The following is a 22,505-nucleotide window of genomic DNA, read 5'->3' as shown; positions in this document are numbered from 1 at the left end:
CAGGAGGACACGTGGCGGGCCGACCACTGCAAAGCTTCGAGGTTGTCAGGACCGAACAACTCACCCCGCATATGGTGCGGGTCGTGCTGAGGGGCAAGGATTTCGACGCCTTCGTGCCGAGCAAGTTCACCGACTCTTACGTCAAGCTGGCCTTCGTCGCCGACGACGTGGACGTGGCCGGGCTGCCCCAGCCGTTGACCCTGGACAGCTTCGCCGAGCTACCGGCCGAGAAGAAGCCTTCGGTGCGCACCCTGACGGTCCGCCACGTCGACGCCGCGTCCCGCCAGATCGCCCTGGACGTCGTCGTGCACGGCGAACATGGGATCGCCGGGCAATGGGCGGCCACGGCCCAGCCCGGCCAGCCGATCCACCTGATGGGTCCCGGCGGCGCCTACACCCCCGACCCGGCCGCCGACTGGCATCTGCTGGCCGGCGACGAATCGGCGCTGCCGGCCATCGCCGCGGCCCTGGAGGCGTTGCCGCCCAGCGCGGTCGGGAAGGCCTTCATCGAGGTCGCCGGCCACGAGGACGAGATCCCGCTGACCGCGCCCGACGGTGTCGAGGTGCACTGGGTGTACCGCGGCGGCCGTGCCGACCTGGTTCCCGAGGACCGCGCCGGCGATCACGCGCCGCTGATCGAGGCCGTCACCAGCGCCCCCTGGCTGCCCGGGCAGGTGCACGTCTTCATCCACGGCGAGGCCCAAGCCGTCATGCACAACCTGCGGCCCTACATCCGCAAGGAGCGCGGCGTCGACGCGAAATGGGCGGCGTCGATCTCGGGCTACTGGCGCCGCGGCCGCACCGAAGAGACGTTCCGGCAGTGGAAGAAGGAACTGGCCCAGGCGGAGTCGGCGCAAGCCTGACGGCCCGACTGGCATCCTCTATCTCATGGCGTTCGGCGACTACCAGAACGAGATCTACTTCCGCGGCCTGGGCGGGGTGGCGCCGTCGCTGCCGATGGCCTTCGCTGAGTTGGAGGCCCGCGCCGAGCGGGCCATGTCGCCGTCGGTGTGGTCCTACGTCACCGGCGGCGCCGGCGACGAACGCACCCAGCGGGCCAACCGGGAGGCGTTCGACCGCTGGGGCCTGATCCCGCGCATGTTCGTCGGCGCCGCCGAACGCGACCTGTCGGTGCAGATGTTCGGCCTGACCCTGCCGTCGCCGGTGTTCATGGCGCCGATCGGCGTCATCGGCATCTGCGCCCAGGACGGCCACGGCGACCTCGCCACCGCGCGGGCGGCCGCGGCCACCGGCGTCCCCATGGTCGTTTCCACCCTGACCGCCGACCCGATGGAAGACGTCGCCGCGCAGTTCGGCGACACCCCCGGCTTCTTTCAGCTCTACACCCCGAAGGACCGGGAGCTGGCCGCCAGCCTCGTGCACCGGGCCGAGGCCGCCGGCTTCAAGGGCATCATCGTCACCCTGGACACCTGGATCCCCGGCTGGCGACCGCGCGACCTGTCCACCGCCAACTTTCCCCAGCTGCGGGGGATGTGCCTGAGCAACTACACCAGCGATCCGGTGTTCCGCGCCGCCCTGGCGCGCCCGCCCGAGGAGGACCCGCAGGGCACCGTGCTGCAGTGGATATCGACCTTCGGAAACCCGCTGACCTGGGACGACCTGCCCTGGCTGCGGTCGCTGACCGATCTGCCGCTGATCATCAAGGGCATCTGCCACCCCGACGACGCCCGCCGCGCCCGCGACGGCGGCGTCGACGGCATCTACTGCTCCACCCACGGCGGACGCCAGGCCAACGGCGGTCTGCCCGCGCTGGACTGCCTGCCCGGTGTGGTCGAGGCGGCCGACGGCCTGCCGGTGCTGTTCGACTCCGGGATCCGCAGCGGCGCCGACGTCGTCAAGGCGCTCGCGCTGGGCGCCACCGCGGTCGGCATCGGCCGCCCGTACGCGTACGGCCTGGCGCTCGGCGGCGTCGACGGCATCGTGCACGTGCTGCGCTCGATCCTGGCCGAGGCCGACCTCATCATGGCTGTCGACGGATATCCGACGCGCAAAGATCTCACCCCGGACACGCTTCGGCGCGTCGTCTGAGTCCGGCCGCCCGGTTTCTGCCAGCGTGGGGGAGTGCCGGACAGCGAACCGATCCTCGAGGAGTTCGACGAGTACCTGGCGCTGCAGTGCGGGCGTTCGGCGCACACCCGCCGCGCCTACCTCGGCGACCTGCGCTCGCTGCTGGCCTTCGCCGGTGAGCGCGGCACGGGCCTGGACGGGCTGAGCCTGCCCCTGCTGCGCTCCTGGCTGTCCGCGGCCGCCGCCGGCGGCGTCGCCCGCACCACGCTGGCCCGCCGCACCTCGGCGGTCAAGGCGTTCACCGCCTGGGCCGTGCGGCGCGGCCTGCTGACCGCGGACCCGGCGGCTCGGCTGCAGGTGCCCAAGACGCACCGCACCCTGCCCGCGGTGCTGCGCCAGGACCAGGCGCTGGGCGCCATGGCCGCCGCTAAAACCGGTGCGGCACAAGGAGATCCGATCGCGCTGCGGGACCGGCTGATCGTCGAGATGCTGTATGCCACCGGGATCCGGGTCAGCGAACTGTGCGGCCTGGACATCGACGACGTGGACACCGGGCGCCGGCTGGTCCGCGTCCTGGGCAAGGGCAACAAGCAGCGCAGCGTCCCGTTCGGGGCGCCGGCCGGCGAGGCGCTGCACGCGTGGCTGGCCGACGGGCGGCCCGCCCTGGCGAACGCGGAGTCCGGCCCGGCGCTGCTGCTGGGCGCCCGCGGCCGCCGGCTCGACGTCCGCCAGGCCCGCACCGTGGTGCACCAGACGATCGCGGCGGTCAGCGGTGCGCCGGACATGGGACCGCACGGGCTGCGCCACAGCGCGGCCACCCACCTCCTGGAAGGCGGCGCCGACCTGCGGGTGGTCCAGGAACTGCTGGGTCATTCCAGCCTGGCCACCACCCAGCTCTACACCCATGTCGCGGTCTCGCGGCTGCGCGCCGTGCACGACCAGGCCCATCCGCGGGCCTGACCGGCGACGCGCGCGTCGAGTGTGAATCCTGGGCGGCGACACGCCGACGATCCGCGCCGCGATGCACCACCGAAGGCCGAGGTGCAACACTCGAGCGCGCTCAACCGCCCAGCGGCTTGAGCCGGATCGGGGTGGGCGCGACCAGGCCCAGCGGATCGACGTAGCGTGCGCCCGACGCCGGACCCCACAGCGCGCCCCAGTGCAGGCAGGCCCCTCCAGCGTGAGAGGCCCGGCAGCCGGGGTGCCCGGGCCGCAGCTCGCCCAGCACCGTCTGCGCCGTCACCGGCTGCCCGGCCCGCACCACCGCCCGGACCGGCTCGTAGCTGGTGCGCAGCCCGCCGGGATGTGCCACCGACACCACCGGCCGCCCGGCGAGCAGCCCGGCGAACACCACGGTCCCCGCGCCCGCCGCGTACACCGGCTGACCGGCGGTGCCGGCCAGATCGACGCCGCGGTGGCCGGGATGCCAGTCCTGGGCCGGGGCGTCGAACGCCCGCACCACCACCGGCGGCGGGCGCAGCGGCCACTCCAGGCGAAGATCGCCGGCCGCCGCCGGGACCGCGCCGACCAGGCCCACGACCAGCATCAGCGCCGCCCACCGCACGCACCGAGTTCAGCGCCGCGGCGGCGGCGCCGCCAGTCACGGCCGCGGCGGCTGTGGAAAAAGCACCTGCTGAGTGGGTGTAAACTGCTGGTCGCAGCTCGTCCGCGGGCTGACTTCGCGCGTCTGCATCGCGTCTCGGAGTTTCCACGAGGAGATCGCACCGCATGCCGACCGGTCCCACCCGGGTTTCCGGGCTGGGTTCGGCATCGCCGCAGGCGCCAGGGCCCGGCTTCACCCGATGCCGGGCGACAACCGACACAAGTGAGGCACCTCCATGGCCGTAGTCACCATGAAGCAGCTGCTCGACAGCGGCACCCACTTCGGGCACCAGACCCGTCGCTGGAACCCCAAGATGAAGCGGTTCATCTTCACCGACCGCAACGGCATCTACATCATCGACCTGCAGCAGACGCTGACGTTCATCGACAAGGCGTACGAGTTCGTCAAGGAAACCGTCGCCCACGGCGGCACCGTGCTGTTCGTCGGCACCAAGAAGCAGGCGCAGGAATCCATTGCGGCAGAAGCGACCCGGGTCGGCATGCCGTACGTCAACCAGCGCTGGCTCGGCGGCATGCTGACCAACTTCTCCACCGTGCACAAGCGGCTGCAACGCCTCAAGGAACTCGAGGCCATGGAGCAGACCGGCGGCTTCGAGGGCCGCACCAAGAAGGAGATCCTCGGGCTGACCCGCGAGAAGAACAAGCTGGAGCGCAGCCTCGGCGGTATCCGCGACATGAGCAAGGTGCCGTCGGCGATCTGGGTCGTCGACACCAACAAGGAGCACATCGCCGTCGGCGAGGCCCGCAAGCTGGGCATTCCGGTCATCGCGATCCTGGACACCAACTGCGACCCCGACGAGGTCGACTACCCGATCCCGGGCAACGACGACGCCATCCGCAGCGCCGCGCTGCTGACCAAGGTGATCGCCTCCGCGGTCGCCGAGGGCCTGCAGGCCCGCGCCGGCGTGGGCCGCGGTGACGGCAAGCCGGAGGTCGAGGCCGCCGAGCCGCTCGCCGAGTGGGAGCAGGAGCTGCTCGCCTCGGCCACTGCGACAGCCGCCCCCACCGAAGCGGGCGCACCCGAACCCACCACCGACCCCTCCTAAGGAAGGCTGACCATTGGCCAACTTCACCGCTGCCGACGTCAAGCGGCTTCGGGAACTCACCGGTGCCGGCATGCTCGACTGCAAGAACGCCCTGGCCGAATCCGACGGCGACTTCGACAAGGCGGTCGAGGCGCTGCGGATCAAGGGCGCCAAGGACGTCGGCAAGCGCGCCGAGCGGGCGACGGCCGAGGGCCTGGTGGCCGCCCAGGGCGGCGCGCTGATCGAGCTGAACAGCGAGACCGACTTCGTCGCCAAGAACGCCGAATTCCAGGCGCTTGCCGACCAGATCGTGGCGGCGGCCGCGTCCTCGAAGGCCACCGACGTCGACGCGCTGAAAGCCGCGAAAATCGGTGACACGACCGTCGAGCAGGCGATCGCCGAGCTGTCGGCCAAGATCGGCGAGAAGCTGGAGCTGCGCCGCGTCGCGCACTTCGACGGCACCGTCGAGGCCTACCTGCACCGGCGGGCGGCCGACCTGCCGCCCGCGGTCGGCGTGCTGGTCGAGTACCAGGGCTCGGGCAAAGACAGCGACAAAGAGGCCGCCCACGCGGTCGCGCTGCAGATCGCCGCGCTCAAGGCCCGCTACCTGTCCCGCGACGACGTGCCCGAGGACGTGGTGGCCAGCGAGCGCCGCATCGCCGAGGAGACGGCCAAGGCGGAGGGCAAGCCGGAGCAGGCGCTGCCCAAGATCGTCGAGGGCCGGTTGAACGGCTTCTTCAAGGACGCCGTGCTGCTCGAGCAGCCGTCGGTGTCCGACAGCAAGAAGACCGTCAAGGCGCTGCTCGACGAGGCCGGCGTGACGGTCACCCGGTTCGTGCGCTTCGAGGTCGGCCAGGCCTGACCGGTCGCGCGCAGCGGCACAAAACCTCCCGACGGCGTGCCCGCGCGGGTTAGCGTCGGTGCATGCGACACGTGCACGCGTTCGGCGACGACGCCCTCGGCGACCTCGACGCGGTCGGGCTGGCCGGCGCCCTCCGAGCCGGTCGGGTGAGCCGGGCGGAGGTGGTCGAGGCCGCGATCGCGCGCACCGAGGCCGTCGACCCGATGCTGAATGGCTTGGCGTACGCGGCTTTTCAGCAGGCGCGGTCGGCCGCCGAGCGGCCCGACCCGCCCGCCGGTTTCTCCGCGTTTTTCGACGGCGTCCCGACGTTCATCAAGGACAACATCGACGTCGCCGGCCAGCCCACCATGCACGGCACCGACGCGTGGACGTCGTACAACGCCGTCGCAGACAGCGTGTTCACCCGGCTGTACCTGGCCACCGGGCTGATCTCGGTGGGCAAGACGCAGCTGTCGGAGTTCGGTTTCAGCGCGGCGGCCGAGCATCCCCGGCTGGGCCCGGTCCGCAACCCGTGGGACACCGACTACACCGCCGGGGCGTCGTCGTCGGGATCGGGCGCGTTCGTCGCCGCCGGCGTGGTGCCGATCGCGCACGCCAACGACGGCGGCGGTTCCATCCGCATCCCGGCGGCCTGCAACGGGCTGGTCGGTCTCAAGCCGTCGCGCGGGCGCCTGCCGCTGGATGCCACGCTGCGCCGGATGCCGGTCGGGGTGGTGGCCAACGGGGTGGTGACGCGTTCGGTGCGCGACACCGCGGCGTTCTACCGGGAGGCCGAGCGGATCTGGCGCAACCCCAGGCTGGCGCCGATCGGCGACGTCACCGGCCCGGGCCGCCAGCGGCTGCGGATCGCGGTGCTGACCCGGTCGATCCAGCGCGAGTGCAGTCCGCGGATCCGGGAGCTGACGCTCAAGACGGCCGGCCTGCTCGAGGAGCTCGGCCACCGGGTCGAACACCTCGACGAGCCCCCGGTCGCGGCCAGCTTCGTCGACGATTTCGTGCTGTATTGGGGGTTTTTGGCGCTGGCCCAGGTGCGCAGCGGCCGACACCTGTTCGGCCCGACGTTCGACCGCGACAAGCTGGACAGCCTGACCCGGGGCCTGTACCGGCACACCAGCCGCAACCTGCACCGCCTGCCGCTGGCGATCGCGCGGCTGCGCCGGGCGCGACGGCGCACCGCGCCCCTGTTCGGCGTCTACGACGCGGCGCTGACCCCGACCGTCGCCGACGAGACGCCGCGCATCGGTTTCCTGGCGCCGACCGACTATCAGCAGGTGATCAGCCGGTTGATCGACTGGGTGTCGTTCACCCCGCTGCACAACGTCACCGGCGAGCCGGCCATCTCGCTGCCGTTGGCGCAGTCCGAGCACGGCATGCCGGTCGGCATGATGCTGTCGGCCGACATTGGCCAGGAGGCGTTGCTGCTGCAGCTGGCCTACGAGCTGGAAGAGGCACGGCCGTGGCCGCGCATCCAGGCCGCCTGATCAGCCGTCGGAGCCCAGTTTCTGCAGCATTCGTTTGAACTCGCGCTGCTGAGTCTCGGTGAGCTTGGCCAGGATTCGGGCATCGGCGCCGCGCACGGCGGCTTCGGCCCGCTTGAGCAGGGTGCGGCCCGCGCCGGTCAGGTGGGCCGGCAGCGAGCGCCCGGACGACACCGACGACGGCCGCGCCACCGCGCCGACCTCCTGCAGCCGGCGCAGCACCGTGTTCATCGCCTGCGGGGTGACGCCCGCGCGGCGGGACAACTCCGCACTCGACATGCCCGGGAACATCGAAAGAATGCGCAGGCAAACGAATTCGGGCAGGGTCAAACCCAGCGGGCCCAGCGCCCCGGAAACCTCCGGGCGCAGCGCGGCCCCCACCCGGTACAGCAGGTAACCCAGCGGCGCGTCGTCGGCCTCAGTCATGTCAACGATCTTGACATATCGCGGTGCCCCGGTGCGGGTGTTCGGCGGCGTGATTGCCGGCCCCGCAACGGGGTAACCGTCCGGCGGTAACCAGTCGGGTGGCACACGAGGAGGTCCGATGCCCAAGACGACCAAGGGCGGCGCGCCCAAGAAGGGCGAATTGCCCAGCACCCTGCAACGTTCCAGCGCCAAGGCGCAGCGGACGTTCGCCAAAGCCCATGACGCGGCCGCGCAGGAGTACGGCAGCGAGGAACGCGCCCACCGGGTGGCCTACTCGGCGGTCAAACACAGTTTCGAGAAGGTCGGCGACCACTGGGAGCCCAAGGCGAAGAAGGGTCCCTCCGACCAGCGGGCCCGCAGCGGTGGCCCGCGGGCGTGCGGTGCGTCGGCCGAGGGCGTCGACGCCAACGCGAGCAAGAAGCACCTGCTGGACGTGGCCCGCCGACTCGATGTCCGGGGCCGCTCGACGATGACCAAGTCCGAGTTGGTCGACGCGATCAAGAAGCACAACCGCCGGGCGCGGGCCCGCTGACCGCACGCCAAACCAGCGGCGGCTCCGGTGTTTTCACCGGTTTAGCCGCCCGGCCGGTGGGCAACTTCAAGCGGCCCAATGCCTTTGGCGCTAGAGGATGGGCCGTCCGCCGGTGACGGCGACCCGCGCCCCGGAGATGTAGCTCGCCTCGTCGGAGGCCAGCAGCACGTAGATGGGCGCCAGTTCGGCCGGCTGCCCGGCGCGGCCCAGCGGCACGTTGTCGCCGAACGACTCCACGCTGTCCGGCGGCATGGTGGACGGGATCAGCGGTGTCCAGATCGGCCCCGGCGCCACGCTGTTGACCCGAATTCCCTTGTCTCCCAGTAGCTGGGCCAGGCTGGCCGAGAAGTTGGCGATGGCCGCCTTGGTGGCCGCGTAGGGCGCCAGGGTGGGATTGGGCGTATCGGAGTTCACCGAGGAGCTGCCGATGATCGATGAGCCGGCGCGCAGGTGCGGCAGCGCGGCCTTGGTCAGGTAGAAATAAGCGCCGACGTTGAGCCGGAAGGTGTAGTCCCACTCCTCGTCGCTGATCTCGTCGAGGTTCTTGTGCATCATTTGATAGGCGGCGTTGTTGACCAGGATGTCCACCCCGCCCAGCTCCCGCACCGCGCGGTCCACCACCGCCCGGCAGTGGGCGGGATCGGACAGGTCGCCGGGCACCAGCACGCATTTGCGGCCGGCGTCGGTGACGTAGCGGGCCACGTCGCGCGCGTCGTCGTCCTCGTTGAGGTAGGCGATCAGCACGTCGGCGCCCTCGCGGGCGTAGGCGATCGCCACCGCCCTGCCGATGCCGCTGTCGCCGCCGGTGATGATCGCCTTTTTGCCGAGCAGTTTTCCCGAACCCCGGTAACTGTTTTCACCACAGTCCGGAATTGGTTCCATCTTCGCCTGCACGCCCGGGACGGATTGTTGTTGCGCCACAAAGCCCATCGGATTTCCTCAGCTGCTCGAAAATTCGTCGTCCATTGCATCGGCAGCCATGTGCCGCTTCAGGATTCGCGCCGGCTGGGGCCGGCGGTCGGCACATCCGGGTCGTCGTCGGCCGGCGGTTCCGGATCGCGCCATTCCTCGCTGCGGCTGGTCCGGTTACCCCGGACGGTGCCGTCCAATTCGTGCTTGAGCTCGTCGTCTTGGCGTGAGCTGTGCTTGGAGTTGCCGCGTTGCACCCGACTGCTCCCTTCGCGGATATCTCGACTCGCGTCCTTCCGGGCGGGCGGACGCCCTTGCCGACGACTACCCGGAGGGGCAGCGCCTAATCGCGCCCGGAGCGCGGTTGCCGGTGTGAGTGCTGACACGGCTGTTATGAGCTGAGGCCGAAGATGTCGTCCGGGTAAGTAATGCCATTTGCCCGCATTTGCGCCGGTTGAGCGGTTGATTCGGGGTGCCGGTGTTTAAGTCGAAGATTTGTTGGCTATTTGCCGGGTTATCTGCGAAAGGCCCTTCCGGGGGGCAATTGTTCGAGACGAAAGGAAATGAACAATGAAGGTCACCAAGAACGCCGTGCTGACAGCCGCCGCTGCCGGGGGTATCGCGGCGGCGAGCGTGTTCGCGGCGACGCCGGCCGCCGCCGCGCCCAACATCCAGGGGTTCGGCGTCAGCGAGCAGCTGGTGGACGGGCCGCTGGTCACCGACTACACGGTGAGCAATCTGCAGCCCAGCAACGTCAGCATTCCGGGTTACACCCCGAAAGGCACGCTCTACCAGGCCGACGTCAGCGTCCGCTCGGACGGTGGGGTGGTCACCCCGATGGTCCACGACTTCATCGCCCGCGGCCCCAACGGCCAGAACTACCGGGTGATCGACAACGTGGCGGTGCCCAACGGCTTGAGCCCCGCGCCGATCCCGCAGGGCACCGAGTCGACCGGGACGCTGTACTTCGACGTGACCGGCGCGCCGCCCAACGGCGTGGTCTACAACGACGGCATGCAGGACGTCCTGATGTGGACCTCCAACGTGCCCAGCTCCGCGCCCGGCGCGCCGAACAGCCCCGCACCGGGTGCGCCGAACAGCCCGGCGCCGGGCGCTCCCCCCGCGCCGGCGGCGCACTCGTAAACGGTCGAACCGTCGGAAGAACTCCCCGCACCGCAACGGTGCGGGGAGTTTTGCGGTGCGGGAATCGTGCGGGCGCGAATCGGGTATCCGGAATTCATGAGTAACCCCGATCACAGACCGACGCAGGTGCGCGCCCAGGCGCAGCGCCACGCCGCCGAAACCCGGGCGGCCATGCAGGAGCGACGCAACGGCCAACGCGGCGGGCTGAGCGGATGGGTCGCCGAGCGGGCGGCCCGATGGGATCTGTCCGGCCAGGACGAGGACACCTTGCAGCGGCAGAAGTATCTGTGGAATGCGCTGGTGGACTACTGGTTTCGGATGGAGATCGACGGGTGGGAGAACATTCCGGACACACCGCCGGCGCTGCTGGTCGGGGTGCACTCCGGGGCGCCGTTCGTCTGGGACGCCTGGACCGTCGGCCTGCAGTGGTGGCGCCGGTTCGGGCCGGACCGCCCGCTGCACGGCACCGCCCACGACGCATTGATGGCAATCCCGTTGTTCGGGCGCTACTTCCGCTCGATGGGGGTCCTTCCGGCGGCCCCGGACGCGATCGCCACCGCGCTGGCGGAGGGGCGTGACGTGGCGCTGTGGCCCGGTGGGGAAGTGGACTCGCTGCGGCCGTGGACCGAGCGGGACCGCGCCAACCTGGCCGGGCGGACCGGGTTCGTCAAGATGGCGATCCGCGCCGGCGTGCCCATCGTGCCCATCGCCACCGTCGGCGGCGCCGACGCCATGCCGGTGCTGATTCGCGGCGACCGGCTCTCGAAAGCCTTGCGGCTGGACCGTTTACTGCGGCTCAAGGTGTTCCCGCTGGCGATCTCGCTGCCCTGGGGGATCGCGCCGGCGGCGCTGCCTCAGCTGCCGCTGCCGGCCAAGATCCGGACGCGGTTCATGCCCCCCGTCGAGTTGGACAACGATCCCGCGCGGGTGCAGGACGACGAATACGTCGAGCGCAAATACCGGGAGGTGCAGGACTCGATCCAGCAGGGAATGGACGCGCTGGCGCGCCGGCGGGCATTCCCCGTCTTCGGCTGATCCTCATCGAAAAGCATTGCCGCTCACGGTTTCTGGTGTCCAACGATCCATTCCGGCTGCGGTGGCGTCGGCACCCGGTAGCCGACTCCGCGGACCGTGCCGACCAGCGACTGGTGCCGGGTGCCCAGCTTGGCGCGCAGCCGCCGGATGTGCACGTCGACGGTGCGGGCCCGCCCGTTGCCCTCATAGCCCCACGCCTGTTGCATCAGCCGGGTCCGCGTGAACGCCTGACCGGCATGCTGCACAAGGAAATTCAGGAGTTTGAACTCGGTCAGGGTCAGGTTCAGTTCCCGCCCGTCCAGCGACGCGGTGAAGCTGGCCGGGTGCAGCAACAGATCGCCGAATTTCAGGGTGCCGTCCAGGCCGCCGCGGCGGCGGCCGATGGCCAGCCGCAGCCGCGCCTGCAACTCCTCGGCGCAGGTGCCGGGCAGCATCACGTCGTCGAAATTGCAGTCGACGTCCACCGCCGCGCAATCGGCCGGGGCGACCAGCGCCACCACCGCGGTCGCCGGATGATCGGCCGTCAGCCGGTGGCTCACCGCCTGGGCGGCGGCCACGTTGCTGCGCGCGTCGATGATCGCCACGTCCGCGGGGCCGAATTGCCCGTCGCCGTCGGTGCTCAGCGCGGCGCGGCGTGCCGGGCGGGCGAATCTGCTCAGATCGGGTAGCGCCGATTCGAAATCGTCCTCGTTGGTGAGGACCACCACGTCCAACGACATCTCCAAACCTCGTGAGGTTCTCGCTTCCCCCGGTCCGTAGGCACCTCTGCGGGAGATGTCTGACAGCGCCGTATTGGATACCCGCCCCGCCGGAAACTATGCAGGCGATCCCAGAAAAGCGATGGGCCCGGCCCATTTTCACGGACCGGACCCATCTTTCCAGCGAGCTACTGGTTGGCCCTCTGGCGCTCCTCGGCGGCCTCGGCGCCGCCGCGGGCGGCCTCGGCCTCGGCTTCCTTCTTCGCCGCGTCGCGCTGCGCTTCGGCCTTGTCCTGCTGCGCCTGGCCCTCCCGGGTCAGGTCGTCACGACCGGCCACCGCGCCCACGGCCTCCTTGGCCTTTCCTTTGACGTCCTCGACGACGCCCTTCACCGCTTCCGCGGGTCCCGACTTGTTTTCTTCCGCCATGGAACCGTTCCTCCTCTTGGCGTACTGCGAGCGATGCACGCTCGAACGACGATCGCGAGCGATCGATCCGGTCATACGGCGAGGCAGGTCCTCGTTGCTCAAGACCGCGTATTTCCGCCGCGTCCTGGCGGATTCCCCCGCCACCGAGCCCTCAAACGCGCACCGGCGCGCCGCCGCAATCCGGTACCGAGAGACTCGAAAATCGGTCGGGCAGGCCAACTGTGCGCATAATGCACCCCGGCGAGGCGGCGTTGTGCTGCGATGAGGCAGGATGTGAAATGCCGTTCCGGAGAGACTCGTCCCGGGATGGCACTCTCATGCGAGGAGTCTGATGACGGAGTCCAGGGAGCCCCACGTCACCGGCTCGGCGGCTCCGAGGCCAGAGCCGGCGAACGGACTGGCTTCCGGCCAGCCGTCGAGCCGGGCCCGGTATTCGCGAGTGCTGCTCAAGCTGGGCGGCGAGATGTTCGGTGGCGGCCAGGTTGGTTTGGATCCCGACGTCGTCGCGCAGGTGGCCCGGCAGATCGCCGAGGTGGTCCGCGGCGGCGTCCAGGTGGCGGTGGTGATCGGCGGCGGCAACTTCTTCCGCGGCGCCCAGCTTCAGCAGCGCGGCATGGAGCGCACCCGTTCGGATTACATGGGCATGCTGGGCACGGTGATGAACAGCCTGGCGCTGCAAGACTTCCTGGAGAAGGAAGGCATCGTCACCCGGGTGCAGACCGCGATCACCATGGGCCAGGTGGCCGAGCCCTATCTGCCGTTGCGCGCGGTGCGCCACCTGGAGAAGGGACGGGTGGTGATCTTCGGGGCCGGCATGGGCCTGCCCTACTTCTCCACCGACACCACGGCCGCGCAGCGGGCGCTGGAGATCGGCGCCGAGGTGGTGCTGATGGCCAAGGCCGTCGACGGCGTGTTCTCCGCGGATCCCCGGCAATATCCCGAGGCCGAGCTGATCACCGCGATCAGCCACCGCGAGGTCATCGACCGCGGGCTGCGCGTGGCCGATGCGACGGCGTTCAGCCTGTGCATGGACAATGGCATGCCGATCCTGGTGTTCAATCTGCTGACCAATGGCAATATCGCCCGCGCGGTCGCCGGTGAGAAGATCGGGACGCTGGTCACCACCTGAGGAGGAGCGGCGCAGATGATCCGCGGCGGCGACGATGCAGAGCGTAGCGATGAGGAGGAGCGGCGCAGATGATCCGCGGCGGCGACGATGCAGAGCGTAGCGATGAGGAGGAGCGGCGCAGATGATCCGCGGCGGCGACGATGCAGAGCGTAGCGATGAGGAGGAGCGGCGCAGATGATTGACGAGGCTCTCTTCGACGCGGAAGAGAAGATGGAGAAGGCCGTAGCGGTTGCCCGTGACGACTTGTCGACCATCCGGACCGGCCGCGCCAACCCGGGCATGTTCTCCCGGATCGTGATCGACTATTACGGCGCGGCCACCCCCATCACCCAGCTGGCCAGCATCAACGTGCCCGAGGCGCGGCTGGTGGTGATCAAGCCCTACGAGGCCAGTCAGGTCGGGGCGATCGAGACGGCCATCCGCAACTCCGACCTGGGCGTCAACCCCACCAACGACGGCACCCTGATCCGGGTGGCGGTGCCCCAGCTGACCGAGGAGCGCCGCCGCGAGCTGGTGAAGCAGGCCAAGAGCAAGGGGGAGGATGCCAAGGTGTCGGTGCGCAACATCCGCCGCAAGGCGATGGAGGAGCTGCACCGCATCCGCAAGGACGGCGAGGCCGGCGAGGACGAGGTCGGGCGGGCCGAAAAGGACCTGGACAAGACCACCCATCAGTACATCACCCAAATCGACGAGCTGGTCAAGCACAAAGAAGGCGAGCTGCTGGAGGTCTAGCGACCATCCGGCAGCGAAGTTGATTCAGGTCCGTGGCTACCTCAGATCCCGGTGCAGGCGACGAGCCGGAGCATGCCGTCGAGAACACGACCGAGGGTGCGGCCGGGCAGCGGGCCAAGAAGAAAACCTCCCGGGCCGGACGTGACCTGCGGGCCGCCATCGCGGTGGGCGCCGGTATCGGCGCCGTGCTCATCGTCACGCTGGTGTTCGCGCCCCGCCTCTGGGTGCCGATCGTCGCGATGGCCATCCTGGTCGCCAGCCATGAGGTGGTCCGCCGGCTGCGCGAGGCCGGATACGTCATCCCGGTCATTCCGTTGCTGGCCGGCGGCCAGCTCACGGTGTGGCTGACCTGGCCGTTCCACGCCGCCGGCGCGTTGGCCGGCTTCGGCGTCACCGTGGTGGCCTGCCTGTTCTGGCGGTTGTTCATGCAGGACAACCGCAAGCGCCCCGAGCCGTTCGCCGGTTCGCCCTCGGCGAACTACCTGCGCGACGCGTCGGCCACCGTCTTCCTGGCCTGCTGGGTGCCGTTGTTCGCCTCCTTCGCCGCCCTGCTGGTCTATCCCGCCGACGGTGCCGGGCGGGTGTTCTGCCTGATGATCACCGTGGTGGCCTCCGACGTCGGCGGCTACGCCGTGGGCGTGCTGTTCGGCAAGCATCCGATGGTCCCGGCGATCAGCCCCAAGAAATCCTGGGAGGGCCTGGCCGGCTCGCTGGTGCTGGGTATCACCGCGGCCACCCTGGCGGCGACTTTTCTGGCCGGCAAGGCGCCGTGGGTGGGCGCGCTGCTGGGGGTGGTGCTGGTGTTCACCTGCACCCTCGGCGACCTGGTGGAGTCGCAGGTCAAGCGTGACCTGGGCATCAAGGACATGGGCCGGCTGCTGCCCGGCCACGGCGGCCTGATGGACCGGCTGGACGGTGTGCTGCCGTCGGCGGTCGCCGCCTGGACGGTGCTGACGCTCGTTCCGTAGGCCGGCCCCGGCGATGACCGATACTGGACGGGTCATGGTTCAACAACTGGTGTTCTCCGAGCCGCGCCCCGGTAAGCCGCCGCGGCACCTGGCCGATCTCGACGCCGACGGCCGCGCCTCCGCCGTCGCCGAGCTGGGCCTGCCGGCGTTTCGGGCCAAGCAGCTGGCGCATCAGTACTACGGCCGGCTGATCGCCGATCCGCGGCAGATGACCGATCTGCCGGCCGGGCTGCGCGACGCGATCGCCGACACCATGTTCCCGATCCTGCTCACCGCGGCCTCCGAGGTGACCTGCGATGCCGGCCAGACCCGAAAGACGTTGTGGCGGGCCCTGGATGGGGTCACCGTGGAGTCGGTGCTGATGCGCTACCCGCAGCGCAATACAGTGTGCATCTCGTCGCAGGCCGGCTGCGGCATGGCCTGCCCGTTCTGCGCGACCGGCCAGGGCGGGCTGAGCCGCAACCTGTCGACGGCCGAGATCCTCGAGCAGGTGCGCGCCGGCGCGGCGGCGCTGCGCGACGACTTCGGTGACCGCCTGTCCAACGTGGTGTTCATGGGCATGGGGGAGCCGCTGGCCAACTACGCGCGGGTGGTGGCCGCGGTGCGGCGCATCGTCGCCGCGCCGCCGCAGGGTTTCGGCATCTCGGCCCGTTCGGTGACGGTGTCGACGGTGGGGCTGGCGCCGGCGATCCGCAAACTCGCCGACGAACGGCTCGGGGTGACGCTGGCGTTGTCGCTGCACGCCCCCGACGACGAGCTGCGCGACACGCTGGTGCCGGTCAACAACCGGTGGAAGATCGCCGAGGCGCTCGACGCCGCCCGGTATTACGCCGACGTCACCGGCCGTCGGGTGTCGGTGGAGTACGCGTTGATCCGCGACGTCAACGATCAGCCGTGGCGCGCCGATCTGTTGGGGCGGCGGCTGCATCGCGCGCTCGGGCCGCTGGTGCACGTGAACCTGATACCGCTCAACCCGACGCCGGGCAGCCAGTGGGACGCCAGTCCCAAGCCGGTCGAGCGGGAGTTCGTCCGGCGGGTGCGCGCCGCCGGGGTGTCCTGCACGGTGCGCGACACCCGCGGCCGCGAGATCAGCGCCGCCTGCGGACAGCTGGCCTTCGAGAAGGGATAGCAGGCGGGGCCGGGCGGTGAACCCGGGAGGCGCGCGGTGCGTCTTCAGGGCATGTCCCGTTTGTCATTTGTCTGCAGGCTTTTGGCCGCAACCGCTTTCGCCGTCGCCCTGCTACTCGGGCTGGGCGACGCGCCGCGCGCGGCGGCCACCGACGACCGCCTGCAATTCACCGCGACCACGCTCAGCGGCGCGCCGTTCAACGGCGCCAGTCTGCAGGGCAAGCCCGCCGTGCTGTGGTTCTGGACGCCGTGGTGCCCGTACTGCAACGCCGAGGCCCCGGGCGTGAGCCGGGTGGCCGCCGCCAACCCGGGCGTCACCTTCGTCGGCGTCGCCGCCCACTCCGACGTCGGCGCCATGGCCAACTTCGTCTCCAAATACAACCTGAACTTCACCACGCTCAACGACGCCGACGGAGCGATCTGGGCCCGCTACGGCGTGCCCTGGCAGCCCGCGTACGTGTTCTACCGGGCGGACGGCAGCTCCACCTTCGTCAACAACCCCACCTCGGCGATGCCCCAGGACGAACTGGCCGCCCGGGTGGCGGCGCTGCGCTGACGTGGACCGCGGTCTGGTCGGGCTGGCGGTTGCCGCCGGCATGGTGGCGGCGCTGAACCCGTGCGGGTTCGCGATGCTGCCCGCCTATCTGCTGCTGGTGGTGCGCGGCGCGGGAGCGCGGGCGCCGGGTGTGGCCGCGGCGGGTCGGGCCATGGCGGCCACCGCCGGCATGGCGCTCGGCTTCCTGACGGTGTTCGGGCTGTTCGGCGCGCTGACCGTGTCGGCGGCCGGGGCGGTGCAGCGGTGGCTGCCCTACGCCACCGTGGTCGTCGGGGTGCTGCTGGTGGCGCTCGGCGGCTGGCTGCTCGCCGGGCGGTCGCTGTCGGCGCTGACGCCCCGGCCGGTCGGGCCGCGGTGGGCGCCCACCGCGCGGCTCGGCTCGATGTACGGCTACGGCATCAGCTACGCGATCGCCTCCCTGTCCTGCACCGTCGGGCCATTCCTGGCGGTCACCGCGGCCGGCCTGCGCAGTGGCTCGCTGCTGACCGGCGCCGCGGTCTACCTCGGCTACGTCGCGGGCCTGACGCTGGTGGTGGGGGTGCTGGCCGTCGCCGCGGCGACGGCCGGCGCGGCGACGGTCGACCGGCTGCGGCGGATGCTGCCGTTCGTCGACCGGATCAGCGGCGCGGTGCTGGTGCTGGTCGGGCTGTACGTGGCGTATTACGGCGGCTACGAGGTGCGCCTGTTCGGCGCCGGTGGCGACCCGCGGGACGCGGTGATCGGCGCGGCCGGGCGGCTGCAGGGTGCGCTGGCCGGCTGGGTGCATCGGCACGGGCTCTGGCCGTGGGCGCTGGCGCTGCTCTCGCTGGCGGCGGTGCTGTTCGGCCACGCCCGGCGGCGCGGGCGGCGGGCCGACCGGCTACCTGATCCAGCCGCGGCGGCGGCCCCACAGGTCGCGGATCAGCACCACGAGGACCAGCGTCGCGAATCCGATCAGAAACCAGTTCTCGATGTGGCCGACGTGGTTGCCGCGCAGCATGGCCAGCAGCAGCCCGAAGATGATCAGGCCGACGACGTGCCAGGTCCGGTGGTTGATCCGGCTCCATCCCCACGCCGCCGACGGCACCTCGACGGTGTCGACGCCGGTGAAGTGCTCGACCTCGGTACTGGCCACGGCGAATCCCCTTCGGATCGGATCGGCTTGTCGAACCCAGATTCTGGCACAGCGGCCGGCCGGGCTCGCGGGGCACGGCCGCATCATGGCCCGCGCCGGTGGCGGGCGGCACAATGAATGGGTGACCAACCCGACGAGCGACGGGCAGCCGCGCGGCCGCCTGCGCGTACTGGTGCTGGGCAGCACCGGCTCGATCGGCACCCAGGCGCTGCAGGTGATCGCGGCCAACCCGGACCGCTTCGAGGTCGTCGGCCTGGCCGCCGGGGGCGCCAACCTGGACACGCTGCTGCGGCAGCGGGCCGAGACGGGTGTGACCAACGTCGCCGTCGCCGACGAACACGCCGCCCGGCGGGCCGGCGACATCCCGTTCTGCGGGCCCGAGGCGGCGACCCGGCTGGTCGAGGAGACCGAGGCCGACGTCGTGCTCAACGCGCTGGTCGGGGCGCTGGGGCTGCGGCCCACGCTGGCCGCGCTGGAGTCGGAAGCCCGGCTGGCGCTGGCCAACAAGGAGTCGCTGATCGCCGGCGGGCCGCTGGTGCTCGCGGCCGCCGCGCCCGGGCAGATCGTGCCGGTCGACTCCGAGCATTCCGCGCTGGCCCAGTGCCTGCGCGGCGGCACCGGCGACGAGGTCGCCAAGCTGGTGCTGACCGCCTCCGGCGGCCCGTTCCGCGGCTGGACGGCCGAGGAGCTCAAGCACGTCACGCCCGAGCAGGCGGGCGCCCACCCGACCTGGTCGATGGGGCCGATGAACACGCTGAACTCGGCTTCGCTGGTCAACAAGGGCCTGGAGCTCATCGAAACCCACCTGCTGTTCGGCATCCCGTATGACCGCATCGAGGTGGTCGTGCACCCGCAGTCGATCGTTCATTCGATGGTCACCTTCGTCGACGGCTCCACCCTGGCCCAGGCCAGCCCGCCGGACATGCGGCTGCCGATCTCGCTGGCCCTGGGCTGGCCGCACCGGGTGCCCGGGGCGGCCGCCTGCTGCGACTTCTCCACCGCGTCGCGCTGGGAATTCGAGCCGCTGGACAACGAGGTCTTCCCCGCCGTCGAGCTGGCCCGCCACGCCGGGCAGGCCGGCGGCTGCATGACCGCGATCTACAACGCCGCCAACGAGGAGGCGGCCGCGGCGTTCCTGGCCGGACGGGTCTCCTTCGGTGCCATCGTCGAAACCATCGCCGACGTGCTGCACGCCGCCGACCAATGGGCGCCCAAATTCAGCGAAACACCCGCTAACGTGGATGACGTACTAGACGCGCAGCGCTGGGCACGGCAGCGGGCGCAGCGTGCCGTCGCACAGGCACGGCCCGCCACGGTGTCAGCGAAAACCCCCGGAGTGGTGTGAGAAAGGTCCTCGCAGCCTAATGATGTTCGTCATCGGCATTGTGCTGTTCGCACTGGCCATCCTGATCTCGGTGGCCCTGCACGAGTGCGGGCACATGTGGGTGGCCCGCGCCACCGGCATGAAGGTGCGCCGCTATTTCGTCGGGTTCGGGCCCACCCTGTGGTCGACGCGGCGCGGCGAGACCGAATACGGCCTCAAGGCCGTGCCGCTGGGCGGGTTCTGTGACATCGCCGGCATGACCTCGGTCGAGGAGCTCGCGCCCGACGAAACCGACCGCGCGATGTTCAAGCAGGACACGTGGAAGCGCGTGGCGGTGCTGTTCGCCGGTCCGGCCATGAACTTCGTCATCTGCCTGGTGCTGATCTACGGCATCGCGTTGGTCTGGGGGTTGCCGAACCTGCACCCGCCGACCAGAGCGGTGGTTGGTGAAACCGCTTGTGTCGCACCGGAAGTGGCCCCGGGGAAGATCGCGGACTGCACCGGGCCAGGTCCGGCCGCCTTGGCCGGGATCCGCGCCGGCGACGTCGTAGTCAAGGTCGGCGACACCCCGGTGTCCACCTTCGAGGAGATGGCCGCCGCGATTCGCAAGATGCACGGCACCGTCCCGGTCGTCGTCGAGCGTGGCGGCAACACGATCACCACCTACGTCGACGTCACGCCCACCCAGCGCTTTGTGACCAACGGGCCCAATGGGCAGGGCGGGCAGGCGGCGCCGTCGACGGTCGGCGCCATCGGCGTCGCCGCCGTCAAGCTCGCGCCCGCGCACTACGGGGTGTTCTCGGCGGTGCCGGCCACGTTCGCGTTCACCTGGGAGCTGACCGGTGAGGTGGGCAAGGCGCTGGTCACCATTCCCACCAAGGTGGGCGCCCTGGTGCACGCCATCGGCGGTGGGCAGCGTGACCCGCAGACCCCGATGAGCGTGGTCGGCGCCAGCATCATCGGCGGCGACACCGTCGACCATGGGCTCTGGGTGGCGTTCTGGTTCTTCCTGGCCCAGCTGAACCTGATCCTGGGCGCGATCAACCTGGTGCCGTTGCTGCCGTTCGACGGCGGCCACATCGCCATCGCGACGTTCGAAAAGATCCGCAACCTTGTCCGGTCGGCGCGCGGCATGGTCGCGGCCGCGCCGGTGAACTACCTCAAGCTGATGCCCGCCACCTACGTGGTGCTGGTGTTCGTGGTCGGGTACATGTTGCTGACCGTGACCGCTGATCTGGTCAACCCGATCAGGCTCTTCCAATAGCTAAGGAACTATCACAGTGACCGTTGGCCTGGGCATGCCGGACGCTCCGGCGCCCACGCTCGCCCCCCGCCGCAAAACGCGCCAACTCATGGTCCGCGACGTCGGCGTGGGCAGCGACTATCCGATTTCGGTGCAGTCCATGTGCACCACCAAAACCCACGACGTCAACACGACGCTGCAGCAGATCGCGGAGCTGACCGCCGCCGGCTGCGACATCGTCCGGGTCGCCTGCCCGCGTCAGGAGGACGCCGACGCGCTCGCCGAAATCGCCCGGCACAGCCAAATCCCGGTAATCGCCGACATCCACTTCCAGCCGAAGTACATCTTCGCCGCGATCGACGCGGGATGTGCCGCGGTGCGGGTAAACCCGGGCAACATCAAGGAATTCGACGGCCGGGTCGGCGAGGTCGCCAAGGCCGCGGCCGCGGCGGGCATCCCGATCCGCATCGGCGTCAACGCCGGCTCGCTGGACAAGCGGTTCATGGAGAAGTACGGCAAGGCCACCCCGGAGGCGCTCGTCGAATCCGCGCTGTGGGAGGCCTCGCTGTTCGAAGAGCACGGCTTCGGCGACATCAAGATCAGCGTCAAGCACAACGACCCCGTCGTGATGGTCGCCGCCTACGAGCAGCTCGCCGCGCAGTGCGACTACCCGCTGCACCTGGGCGTCACCGAGGCCGGGCCCGCGTTTCAGGGCACCATCAAGTCCGCGGTCGCCTTCGGCGCGCTGCTGTCGCGAGGGATCGGCGACACCATCCGGGTGTCGCTGTCCGCGCCGCCGGTCGAAGAGGTCAAGGTCGGCATCCAGATCCTCGAGTCGCTGAACCTGCGGCCGCGCGGGCTGGAGATCGTGTCCTGCCCGTCCTGCGGCCGCGCGCAGGTCGACGTGTACACCCTGGCCAACGCGGTCACCGCCGGGCTGGACGGCCTCGACGTCCCGCTGCGGGTCGCGGTGATGGGGTGCGTGGTGAACGGCCCCGGCGAGGCTCGCGAGGCCGACCTGGGCGTCGCGTCGGGAAATGGCAAGGGGCAGATCTTCGTTCGCGGCGAGGTGATCAAGACCGTGCCCGAAGCGCAGATCGTCGAGACGCTCATCGAGGAGGCCATGCGGTTAGCCTCGGAGATGGGAACCGATCACGGTCCTGACACAACATCCAGCGGTTCGCCGGTCGTGACCGTAAGCTGATGGGGTCCGGTTTCCCGGTCCTTTAGTTCGCAGCACAGAGAGTTCGCCAGATGTCGGCTCCGCCCCTCTTCCGCCTTGTCGGCGAGCGACGGGTGTCGGTGGTGCGCGACGCCGCCGCCGTCTGGCGGGTGTTCGACGAGGATCCCGTCGGGTCGTGCATGGTCGCGGCCCGGGTGGCCGACCACGGCATCGACCCCAACTCCATCGGCGGCGAACTGTGGACCGTGCGCGGGGCGCAGGAGTCGCTGTGCTTCGCTGGCGCCAACCTCATCCCGCTGCGCGGCGCCGCGGCGGACATGGACGCCTTCGCCGACGAGGCGATGAGCGGAAGCCGCCGCTGTTCGTCCCTGGTCGGCAGGGCCGACCTGGTGATGCGGATGTGGGAGCGGCTCGAATCGGCCTGGGGCCCGGCGCGCGACGTGCGCGATCACCAGCCGCTCCTGGCGCTGTCCCGCCATCCCAACTGCGACATCGACGCCGGGGTGCGGCAGGTCCGGCCCGACGAGCTGGACGCCTACCTGGTGGCCGCCGTGGACATGTTCATCGGCGAGGTCGGCGTCGACCCCCGCATCGGTGACGGCGGTCGGGGTTACCGGCGCCGGGTGGCCAGTCTCATCGCGGCCGGCCGCGCGTGGGCCCGCTTCGAGCACGGCCAGGTGGTGTTCAAGGCCGAGGTCGGCTCGCAGTCGCCGGGGGTGGGCCAGATCCAGGGGGTGTGGGTGCACCCGGAGTGGCGCGGCCTGGGCCTGGGCACCGCCGGCACCGCGACGGTGGCCGCGGTGATCGTCGGCAGCGGGCGCACCGCCAGCCTCTACGTCAACGACTTCAACACCGTCGCGCGCGCCGCCTACGCCCGGGTCGGCTTCGCCGAGATCGGCACCTTCGCCACGGTCCTGCTCGACTGATGGATCCCGGGCCGA

Annotated in this window: 24 protein-coding genes and 2 pseudogenes; 19 read left to right on the top strand and 7 right to left on the bottom strand. The window is 70.5% G+C overall.

Translation table 11 applies throughout. From position 1 onward, the window contains the following. Nucleotides 1–11: 11 nt before the first annotated feature. The 3 genes from NF20_RS11385 to NF20_RS11375 are packed head-to-tail and all read left to right on the top strand — an operon-like array spanning nt 12 to nt 2,988. Nucleotides 12–863 (top strand): siderophore-interacting protein, encoded by an 852-nt coding sequence (locus NF20_RS11385; protein ID WP_033711964.1) that lies wholly within the window; start codon nt 12–14, stop codon nt 861–863. 25 nt (nt 864–888) lie between these two features. Further along, nucleotides 889–2,049, top strand: a complete 1,161-nt coding sequence (locus NF20_RS11380) for a lactate 2-monooxygenase (RefSeq protein WP_033711963.1) — start codon at nt 889–891, stop codon at nt 2,047–2,049. A gap of 33 nt (nt 2,050–2,082) precedes the next feature. Continuing rightward, nucleotides 2,083–2,988 carry a tyrosine recombinase XerC gene (locus NF20_RS11375; protein ID WP_003875091.1) on the top strand — a complete coding sequence of 302 codons (906 nt, stop codon included), beginning with the start codon at nt 2,083–2,085 and terminating at the stop codon, nt 2,986–2,988. A gap of 109 nt (nt 2,989–3,097) precedes the next feature. Here NF20_RS11375 and NF20_RS11370 read toward each other — a convergent pair. After that, nucleotides 3,098–3,562, bottom strand: a pseudogene (locus NF20_RS11370) (M23 family metallopeptidase); the annotation flags it as partial. 304 nt (nt 3,563–3,866) lie between these two features. On the opposite strand from NF20_RS11370, the gene rpsB reads away from it, so the two are divergent. From rpsB to NF20_RS11355, 3 genes are all read left to right on the top strand, one after another. Next, the gene (rpsB, locus tag NF20_RS11365; protein ID WP_003875093.1) at nt 3,867–4,697 is read left to right on the top strand and encodes a 30S ribosomal protein S2; all 831 of its coding nucleotides are present in this window, start codon (nt 3,867–3,869) and stop codon (nt 4,695–4,697) included. Between the two features lie 13 nt (nt 4,698–4,710). After that, on the top strand, nt 4,711–5,538 hold the full coding sequence (gene tsf / locus NF20_RS11360) for a translation elongation factor Ts (RefSeq protein WP_033711957.1): 828 nt from the start codon (nt 4,711–4,713) through the stop codon (nt 5,536–5,538). Between the two features lie 62 nt (nt 5,539–5,600). Beyond that, nucleotides 5,601–7,019: an amidase gene (locus NF20_RS11355; protein ID WP_033711956.1), complete on the top strand. Its 1,419-nt coding sequence runs from the start codon at nt 5,601–5,603 to the stop codon at nt 7,017–7,019. Here the strand turns inward: NF20_RS11355 and NF20_RS11350 are convergent, their stop codons facing one another. Then, complete coding sequence (locus NF20_RS11350) at nt 7,020–7,442, bottom strand: MarR family winged helix-turn-helix transcriptional regulator (RefSeq protein WP_003875096.1); 423 nt, start codon at nt 7,440–7,442, stop codon at nt 7,020–7,022. Between the two features lie 118 nt (nt 7,443–7,560). On the opposite strand from NF20_RS11350, the gene NF20_RS11345 reads away from it, so the two are divergent. Beyond that, nucleotides 7,561–7,974, top strand: a complete 414-nt coding sequence (locus NF20_RS11345) for a ChaB family protein (RefSeq protein ID WP_033711954.1) — start codon at nt 7,561–7,563, stop codon at nt 7,972–7,974. A gap of 90 nt (nt 7,975–8,064) precedes the next feature. Here NF20_RS11345 and NF20_RS11340 read toward each other — a convergent pair whose 3' ends face one another. Further along, nucleotides 8,065–8,904: an SDR family oxidoreductase gene (locus NF20_RS11340; RefSeq protein ID WP_033711953.1), complete on the bottom strand. Its 840-nt coding sequence runs from the start codon at nt 8,902–8,904 to the stop codon at nt 8,065–8,067. Nucleotides 8,905–8,963: 59 nt separating this feature from the next. Beyond that, nucleotides 8,964–9,140 carry a hypothetical protein gene (locus NF20_RS27655; RefSeq protein ID WP_003875100.1) on the bottom strand — a complete coding sequence of 59 codons (177 nt, stop codon included), beginning with the start codon at nt 9,138–9,140 and terminating at the stop codon, nt 8,964–8,966. A gap of 313 nt (nt 9,141–9,453) precedes the next feature. Here NF20_RS27655 and NF20_RS11335 point away from each other — a divergent pair, with 313 nt between their 5' ends. Both NF20_RS11335 and NF20_RS11330 read left to right on the top strand, forming a co-directional pair. Then, the gene (locus NF20_RS11335; RefSeq protein WP_033711951.1) at nt 9,454–10,026 is read left to right on the top strand and encodes an MPT63 family protein; all 573 of its coding nucleotides are present in this window, start codon (nt 9,454–9,456) and stop codon (nt 10,024–10,026) included. A 96-nt stretch (nt 10,027–10,122) separates the two neighbouring features. After that, nucleotides 10,123–11,061 (top strand): lysophospholipid acyltransferase family protein, encoded by a 939-nt coding sequence (locus NF20_RS11330; RefSeq protein ID WP_033711950.1) that lies wholly within the window; start codon nt 10,123–10,125, stop codon nt 11,059–11,061. 23 nt (nt 11,062–11,084) lie between these two features. Here the strand turns inward: NF20_RS11330 and NF20_RS11325 are convergent, their stop codons facing one another. Together NF20_RS11325 and NF20_RS11320 are read right to left on the bottom strand one after the other, a co-directional pair. Then, nucleotides 11,085–11,780: a winged helix family transcriptional regulator gene (locus tag NF20_RS11325; RefSeq protein ID WP_009978105.1), complete on the bottom strand. Its 696-nt coding sequence runs from the start codon at nt 11,778–11,780 to the stop codon at nt 11,085–11,087. A 167-nt stretch (nt 11,781–11,947) separates the two neighbouring features. Beyond that, on the bottom strand, nt 11,948–12,187 hold the full coding sequence (locus NF20_RS11320; protein WP_003875104.1) for a CsbD family protein: 240 nt from the start codon (nt 12,185–12,187) through the stop codon (nt 11,948–11,950). 331 nt (nt 12,188–12,518) lie between these two features. Between NF20_RS11320 and pyrH the strand changes: the two genes are divergently transcribed. The 6 genes and pseudogenes from pyrH to NF20_RS11290 form a co-directional block, all read left to right on the top strand. Beyond that, nucleotides 12,519–13,316, top strand: a complete 798-nt coding sequence (pyrH, locus tag NF20_RS11315) for a UMP kinase (protein ID WP_033711948.1) — start codon at nt 12,519–12,521, stop codon at nt 13,314–13,316. Nucleotides 13,317–13,490: 174 nt separating this feature from the next. Next, entirely contained in the window at nt 13,491–14,048 is a 558-nt protein-coding gene (gene frr / locus NF20_RS11310; protein WP_003875106.1) for a ribosome recycling factor, read from the top strand. Nucleotides 14,049–14,194: 146 nt separating this feature from the next. After that, on the top strand, nt 14,195–15,016 hold the full coding sequence (locus NF20_RS11305) for a phosphatidate cytidylyltransferase (RefSeq protein WP_224120018.1): 822 nt from the start codon (nt 14,195–14,197) through the stop codon (nt 15,014–15,016). Between the two features lie 34 nt (nt 15,017–15,050). After that, nucleotides 15,051–16,145 (top strand): 23S rRNA (adenine(2503)-C(2))-methyltransferase RlmN, encoded by a 1,095-nt coding sequence (rlmN, locus tag NF20_RS11300; protein ID WP_023861089.1) that lies wholly within the window; start codon nt 15,051–15,053, stop codon nt 16,143–16,145. A gap of 51 nt (nt 16,146–16,196) precedes the next feature. Continuing rightward, nucleotides 16,197–16,700 (top strand): protein disulfide oxidoreductase, encoded by a 504-nt coding sequence (locus NF20_RS11295; protein ID WP_033711947.1) that lies wholly within the window; start codon nt 16,197–16,199, stop codon nt 16,698–16,700. A 40-nt stretch (nt 16,701–16,740) separates the two neighbouring features. Then, nucleotides 16,741–17,550, top strand: a pseudogene (locus tag NF20_RS11290) (cytochrome c biogenesis CcdA family protein); the annotation flags it as partial. Nucleotides 17,551–17,559: 9 nt separating this feature from the next. Here NF20_RS11290 and NF20_RS28135 read toward each other — a convergent pair. After that, nucleotides 17,560–17,814, bottom strand: coding sequence for a DUF2631 domain-containing protein (locus NF20_RS28135; RefSeq protein WP_016705993.1), 255 nt, complete (start codon nt 17,812–17,814; stop codon nt 17,560–17,562). A gap of 121 nt (nt 17,815–17,935) precedes the next feature. On the opposite strand from NF20_RS28135, the gene dxr reads away from it, so the two are divergent. From dxr to NF20_RS11270, 4 genes are read left to right on the top strand one after another with little or no spacing between them, the layout of a single operon-like run. Then, complete coding sequence (gene dxr / locus NF20_RS11285; RefSeq protein WP_164999909.1) at nt 17,936–19,159, top strand: 1-deoxy-D-xylulose-5-phosphate reductoisomerase; 1,224 nt, start codon at nt 17,936–17,938, stop codon at nt 19,157–19,159. A gap of 19 nt (nt 19,160–19,178) precedes the next feature. Beyond that, on the top strand, nt 19,179–20,402 hold the full coding sequence (locus NF20_RS11280) for a M50 family metallopeptidase (protein ID WP_033711944.1): 1,224 nt from the start codon (nt 19,179–19,181) through the stop codon (nt 20,400–20,402). 16 nt (nt 20,403–20,418) lie between these two features. Further along, nucleotides 20,419–21,585, top strand: coding sequence for a flavodoxin-dependent (E)-4-hydroxy-3-methylbut-2-enyl-diphosphate synthase (ispG, locus tag NF20_RS11275; protein WP_033711943.1), 1,167 nt, complete (start codon nt 20,419–20,421; stop codon nt 21,583–21,585). Nucleotides 21,586–21,635: 50 nt separating this feature from the next. Further along, nucleotides 21,636–22,490: a GNAT family N-acetyltransferase gene (locus NF20_RS11270; RefSeq protein WP_033711942.1), complete on the top strand. Its 855-nt coding sequence runs from the start codon at nt 21,636–21,638 to the stop codon at nt 22,488–22,490. The last annotated feature ends 15 nt before the right edge of the window (nt 22,491–22,505 follow it).

Source organism: Mycobacterium sp. MAC_080597_8934 (assembly GCF_000523975.1).
Taxonomy (GTDB): domain Bacteria; phylum Actinomycetota; class Actinomycetes; order Mycobacteriales; family Mycobacteriaceae; genus Mycobacterium; species Mycobacterium avium.
This window is presented reverse-complemented; position numbering and strand designations above follow the sequence as displayed.